Genomic DNA, 6,012 nt, shown 5'->3' on the forward strand with positions numbered 1-6,012 from the left:
CGGATACGGCTGGCGAGCCCGAGGCGGGTGAGGCCGGCGGCGGCCAGGATGATCGCGTCGTACTGGCCTTCGTCGAGCTTGCGCAGGCGGGTGTCGAGGTTGCCGCGCAGGCTGGTTACGGCCAGCATCGGGTACTGGGCGTGGATCTGGGATTCGCGGCGCAGGCTGGAGGTGCCGACCACGGCACCCGGCGGCATGTCGTCGAGGCTCTCGTACTTGTTGGAGACGAAGGCGTCGAGGGGCACCTCACGCTCGGCGATGGCGACCAGCGCAAACTCGGGCGCGAGGGTCATCGGCACGTCCTTCATCGAATGCACGGCGATGTCGGCAGCGCGGTCGAGGAGCGCGGTTTCGAGCTCCTTGACGAACAGGCCCTTGCCGCCCACCTTGGCCAGCGGCCGGTCGAGGATCTGGTCGCCGCGGGTGGTCATGCCCAGCAGCTCGACGGTGCAGGACGGGTAAAGGGCTTCGAGGCGGGCCTTGACGTGCTCGGCCTGCCACAGGGCGAGGCGGCTTTCACGGGTGGCGATGACGATGCGGTCGGGCGTAGGGGCGCTCACGGTAGGGGCTCGGCTGGATTGAAGGAGATTTTGGGGATGGACAGGCACGGTGCATTCGCGGCACGCTGCGGCTTGCGCAGCGCAGCATCAGGGTAGGCACCAATGGCGGGCATCCGGGGCCGGATTCTAGCATGGGGCACCGCTGCGCCTTCCGCACCGACCGCAACCGACAGGATCAAGCCATGAGCGAACACCACCCCAGCGAAGACAAGGACCTGCCCCTCCGCGACGACATCCGCCTGCTTGGCCGGGTGCTCGGCGACACCGTGCGCGCCCAGGAGGGCGAGGCCGTGTTCGACCTGGTCGAGACGATCCGCCAGAGCTCGATCCGCTTCCGCCGCCACGAGGACCACGCCGCCCGCCGCGAGCTGGAGGCCACCCTCGATTCGCTGTCCCGCGACCAGACCATCGACGTGGTGCGCGCCTTCAGCTACTTCTCGCACCTGTCGAACATCGCCGAAGACCAGCACCACATCCGCCGCTCCCGCGCCCACCAGATCGCCGGCTCGGCGCCCAAGGAAGGCAGCCTTGCCCACGCTCTGGAGCGCGCCTTCGAGGCCGGCATGGGCAGTGGCGAGCTGGCCGCCTTCTTCGACACCGCCCAGGTGACGCCGGTGCTCACCGCCCACCCCACCGAGGTGCAGCGCAAGAGCATCCTCAACTGCCAGATGGCCATCGCCCGCCTGCTCGACGAGCGCGACCGCATGCAGCTCACCCCCGAAGAACGCCAGGCCAACGACGAGGCCCTGCGCCGCGCGGTGCTCACGCTGTGGCAGACCCGCATGCTGCGCACCGAAAAACTGTCGGTGATGGACGAGGTGAGCAATGGCCTGTCCTACTTCGACTACAGCTTCCTGCGCGAGCTGCCGCGCCTCTACGCCAACCTCGAAGACCGCCTCGCCAGCCGCGACCGCAGCTGGGGCGCGCTGGAGCTGCCGAGCTTCATGCAGGTGGGCAGCTGGATCGGCGGCGACCGCGACGGCAACCCCTTCGTCACCGCCGAGATCCTCGAAAAGGCCCTCGCCACCCAGGCCGAAAAGGCCCTCACCTTCTACATGGACGAGGTGCACACGCTGGGCTCCCAGCTCTCCGTGGCCCAGGGCCTGGTGAGCGCCTCCGACGCGCTGCTGCGCCTCGCCGCCGCCTCGCCCGACGGCTCGCCCCACCGCAGCGACGAGCCTTACCGCCGCGCCCTCACCGGCATCTACGCGCGCATCGCCGCCACCTACGTGCAGCTCCTCGGCCACCAGCCGCCACGCCACGCGGTGGCCCAGTCGGCGCCCTACGCCGGCCCCGAGGCCCTGGCTGAAGAGCTTGAAGTCATCCACCGCTCCCTCACCGCCAACGGGCTCAGCGCGCTGGCCCGCGGCCGCCTGCGCCACCTGCGCCGGGCGGTGGGCGTGTTCGGCTTCCACCTGGCACCGATCGACCTGCGCCAGAACTCCGACGTGCACGAGCGCGTGGTGGCCGAGCTCATCAAGGCCATCGACCCCGCCCGCGACTATCTGGCCCAGGACGAAGCCGGCCGCGTCGAGATGCTCCTCGACGAGCTCGCCAGCCCGCGCCTGCTGGCCTCGCCGTGGCTCGACTACTCCGAAGAGACCCGCGGCGAGCTGGCGATCTTCCGCGCCGCCCGCGCCGCCCACCTGCGCTACGGCAAGGCCGCTGTGCCCAACTGCATCATTTCCAAGACCGACGACGTCTCGGACATCCTCGAAGTGGCCGTCCTCGCCAAGGAAGCCGGCCTGCTGCGCCCGGCCGAGGGCGTGCTGGACGTGAACATCATCCCGCTGTTCGAGACCATCGGCGACCTGCAGAACGCCGCCGGCGTGATGGACCGCCTGTTCAGCCTGCCCGCCTACAAGGCGCTGCTCGAATCGCGCCGCATGGAGCAGGAGGTGATGCTGGGCTACTCCGACAGCAACAAGGACGGCGGCTTCCTCACCTCGGGCTGGGAGCTTTACAAAGCCGAGATCGGCCTGGTGGGTGCCTTCGCCCGCCACGGCGTGCGGCTGCGCCTGTTCCACGGCCGCGGCGGCTCGGTGGGCCGTGGCGGCGGCCCCAGCTACCAGGCCATCCTGGCCCAGCCGGGCGGCGCGGTGCAGGGGCAGATCCGCCTCACCGAACAGGGCGAGGTGATCGCCTCGAAGTACGCCAACCCCGAGGTCGCCCGGCGCAACCTCGAGGTGCTCGCCGCCGCGACCCTCGAGGCCACCCTCTTCGCCCCCCGCGAGCCGGCGCCGCGGCCCGAATACCTCGAAGCGATGGACGAGCTGTCGGCGGCCGCCTTCGCCGCCTACCGCAACCTGGTCTACGAGACCGACGGCTTCGAGCAGTATTTCTGGGAATCCACGGTGATCGCCGAGATCGCCGCGCTCAACATCGGCAGCCGCCCGGCCTCGCGCAAAAAGTCGACGGCCATCGAAGACCTGCGCGCCATCCCGTGGGTGTTCAGCTGGGCCCAGTGCCGCATCATGCTGCCGGGCTGGTACGGTTTCGGTTCGGCGGTCGAGGCCTACCGGGCGAAGCACGGCGAGGCCGGCATGGCGCGCCTGAAGGCGATGCACCACGAGTGGTCCTTCTTCGCCACCCTGCTCTCCAACATGGACATGGTGCTCGCCAAGAGCGACATCGCCATCGCCAGCCGCTATGCCGACCTGGTGAAGGACGCCGCGCTGCGCCAGGCGATCTTCCCGCGCATCGAGGCCGAGCACGCCCGCACCGTGGAGACGCTGCTGCAGATCAGCGGCCAGGCCGATCTCCTCGACGCCAACCCGCTGCTCAAGCGCTCGATCCGCAACCGCTTCCCCTACCTCGACCCGCTCAACCACGTGCAGGTCGAGCTGCTCCACCGCTACCGGGACGGCCACCAGGACGAGCGCGTGCGCCGCGGCATCCACCTGTCGATCAACGGCATCGCGGCGGGCCTGCGCAACAGCGGCTGAGGGCGCGCCGTAACGACAGCTTCAAGGCCGGCACCCAGCCGGCCTTTTTTACAGGCGCCGCCGCTCAGGGCTCGCCCACGCCCTCGAGAGCCCGCGTGGCCCAGTTGAGCACGCCGGTGCGCACCGTCATGCGCGGCGCCAGGTCGGGCAGCTCGCGGCGGATCACGTCGGCGGCAAAACGGGCCAGGAAGCGCGCCTTGAGCTCGGCCCGGGCCCGGTCGGCGCCGATCTCCTCGTAGGGCGACGAGGCCAGCAGCAGGAAGCCGTCGTCCGGGATGCGCCCGCTCGCCATGTTGGCGGCGATGATGCCGCCGGCCTTGCGGATGGGGTCGGCCAGGTCGGGGCTGTAGGGGCCGATGATCAGCGCCAGGTTGGGCGCGTGCAGGAAGTCGAAGCCACGGCCGACGCAGATCATCCATTCGCGGTGCTCGATGTCGAGCTGGCGGTCGGTGTGGCGCACCTCGGCCACGTGCTCCAGGTTGCCGGCGGCGAGCCGCGCCAGGTCGGCCAGCATCTGCTGCGGCATGTCGGGGAAGAGCGGCCGCAGGCGGGCCGAAAGCTCGCTGCGCCCGGTGTCGGCGGGGAGCGTGGACAGGTCGAGGGTCTCGCCGCCGGCGCCGTGCAGGATCAGCGCGTCCTCGTCGGTCTCGAAGCCGCACACCAGCGGATACACGCTGCCGTGGCGCCGCCCGAAGACATGCTCGAGCTGCGCCTTGACGCCCTGTACGTGGGCCACCGCGTCGGCGGTGCGGTAAGCAAAGCCGGCGCAACTGCGGTGGGCGTCGCCGCGGGAGAAGTGGTAGGTGATCAGCATCAGCACCCGCTGCCCGCCCTGCAGGCGGCCGCGCACGTAGTGCTCGAGCACCTCGCCCAGGTGCGGCCAGCCCAGGTCGAAGAAGCCGCCGAGGTTGCGGAAGGGCTGGATGATGCCCGGCGGGGTGTTGGTGGCGATGGGGATGTTGATCCGCCCGTCCATGCACTTGAGCACCGCGATGGCGGTGGGGTGGCGCGCCCGGTGCAGCTCCCGGGCCAGGCAGGCTTCCGGGTCGCAGTAGGCGGCCGAATAACGGCGCGCCACGTCGTGGAGCCAGTCGATGCGATCGAGGATGGGCTTGCCGTGCACGCTCATGGGGCCTCCGCCGGTGGGGAACCCTTGGACTATAGAAGCCCCGCGCCCGGACTGCACGGCCAGCTCGGCGGCCTCGCGGCGGAGTGCTCAAAAAAACAGGCCGGCCCGGGGTCGCCGGAACCAGCCTGCCTGGGGCTTGCGGGCGAGCGTTTTACGCCGCCGGAAGCGCATCCCTGCCGTCAGCGGCGGCGGCGACGCAGCGCGGCGATGCCGGCCAGGCCGAGGCTGGCCAGCGCCAGCGCGGCGGGCTCGGGCACCTTGAAGCTAACCTCGTAGTTGCCGGTGTAGGAGCCGTTGGGGTCACCCGCGGTGACACTGGAGGCCGTCGGCTGGGCGAAGGAATACAGGTAGCGGGACACGCCCGCGTACTCCACGCTCACCACTTCGCTCGCGTAGGCGTTGGCCGGCACCGCGATGCCGGGGCCGAGGATGGCCTGCAGCGCGGCCTGGGCGTTGAGGAAGCCGGCCAGGCCGATCTTGACCTCGTCACCGTCCTGCATCACGTAGGAGACGTTGGGGTCGCTGACGAACTTGTAGGGCGACTGGCCGCCGATGCCGAAGAAGCTCATCGTGGCGGCCTGCAGGTCGGGGGCCGAGATGGCGGCGCCGCCGTGGGTAGCGCTGTAGGCGGCGCTGATGTAGCTGGAGGTCAGCGCGGTGGGGGTCGCCACGTTGCCACCAACGAACCAGTCGTTCAGCGTCAGGCTGCGGAGGCTGATCGCGGTGCCGCCCAGGGTGCCGCTGAGGGTGGTCACCGGGCCGGCGAACTTGCTCAGCTCGACGTTGCCACCGGGGGCGGCGGCGCTGCCGGCCAGCACACCAGCCAGCGCCGCGGCGGGCGCCGGGGAGATGCTGGGCGTGGGGGCGAGAACGCCGCCGGCCTCGGACCACAGGATCACCGAGCCGCCGCTGGTCGTCGCACCGCTGAGGGACACCGCGGCACCGGCACCGCCGGCCGTCAGGGCCAGCGCCACGGCCAGCGCGGTGCCGGACTTGGAAAACTTCATCATGGGATTACTCCTGAACTTCATGTCAATGGGATCAGGGAAACCCCCTGACCGCCCGGAGACGCCCATCGGCGGGCGCTCCACAACTGCTCGCCCCGCAACCCGGATAAACACTGGGTTGAAGCGCGAAGTTGTTAATTAACATGACATTGCAGCCAAAAACATGCGGGCATTTCCATTTGTCACAAAGTCACAAACATGGCATTCCACCGTACAAGGGTGTCACCCCCCCGAAGGCCGTCGAAGCCGTCGGTGGGCGGGCGTAAAAAACCCACCGCGCGGGTGGGTCGTGGGTTTGGCGAGGGGGCTGGCCGGGAGCTGACCTAGCCGTCAGGAACGCCCCCGCGCCGGGCCGGCGCGCTTGGCTGGCG

4 protein-coding genes are annotated in these 6,012 nt (G+C 70.1%); 1 reads left to right on the top strand and 3 read right to left on the bottom strand.

Annotated features, from left to right (window positions below; genetic code table 11):
• The coding region (gene hemC, locus ZRA01_RS19675; RefSeq protein ID WP_141355075.1) for a hydroxymethylbilane synthase at window positions 1-560 on the bottom strand (560 nt) is incomplete at its 3' end.
• A 182-nt stretch (window positions 561-742) separates the two neighbouring features.
• On the opposite strand from hemC, the gene ppc reads away from it, so the two are divergent.
• A complete protein-coding gene (ppc, locus tag ZRA01_RS19680) occupies window positions 743-3,505 on the top strand; it encodes a phosphoenolpyruvate carboxylase (RefSeq protein WP_141355076.1) in 2,763 nt (920 codons plus the stop codon).
• 64 nt (window positions 3,506-3,569) lie between these two features.
• Here the strand turns inward: ppc and ZRA01_RS19685 are convergent, their stop codons facing one another.
• Window positions 3,570-4,634, bottom strand: a complete 1,065-nt coding sequence (locus ZRA01_RS19685) for a carboxysome shell carbonic anhydrase domain-containg protein (protein WP_141355077.1) — start codon at window positions 4,632-4,634, stop codon at window positions 3,570-3,572.
• Window positions 4,635-4,813: 179 nt separating this feature from the next.
• Window positions 4,814-5,644: an NF038130 family PEP-CTERM protein gene (locus ZRA01_RS19690; RefSeq protein ID WP_141355078.1), complete on the bottom strand. Its 831-nt coding sequence runs from the start codon at window positions 5,642-5,644 to the stop codon at window positions 4,814-4,816.
• Window positions 5,645-6,012: the final 368 nt, after the last annotated feature.

Source organism: Zoogloea ramigera, assembly GCF_006539865.1.
Classification (GTDB): domain Bacteria; phylum Pseudomonadota; class Gammaproteobacteria; order Burkholderiales; family Rhodocyclaceae; genus Zoogloea; species Zoogloea ramigera.

What these genes read in the sequence shown, in the direction of transcription:
- ZRA01_RS19690 (WP_141355078.1), bottom strand. Translation starts at nt 5,644, where the DNA reads ATGATGAAGTTTTCCAAGTCCGGCACCGCGCTGGCCGTGGCGCTGGCC.
- ZRA01_RS19685 (WP_141355077.1), bottom strand. Translation starts at nt 4,634, where the DNA reads ATGAGCGTGCACGGCAAGCCCATCCTCGATCGCATCGACTGGCTCCAC.
- ppc (WP_141355076.1), top strand. Translation starts at nt 743, where the DNA reads ATGAGCGAACACCACCCCAGCGAAGACAAGGACCTGCCCCTCCGCGAC.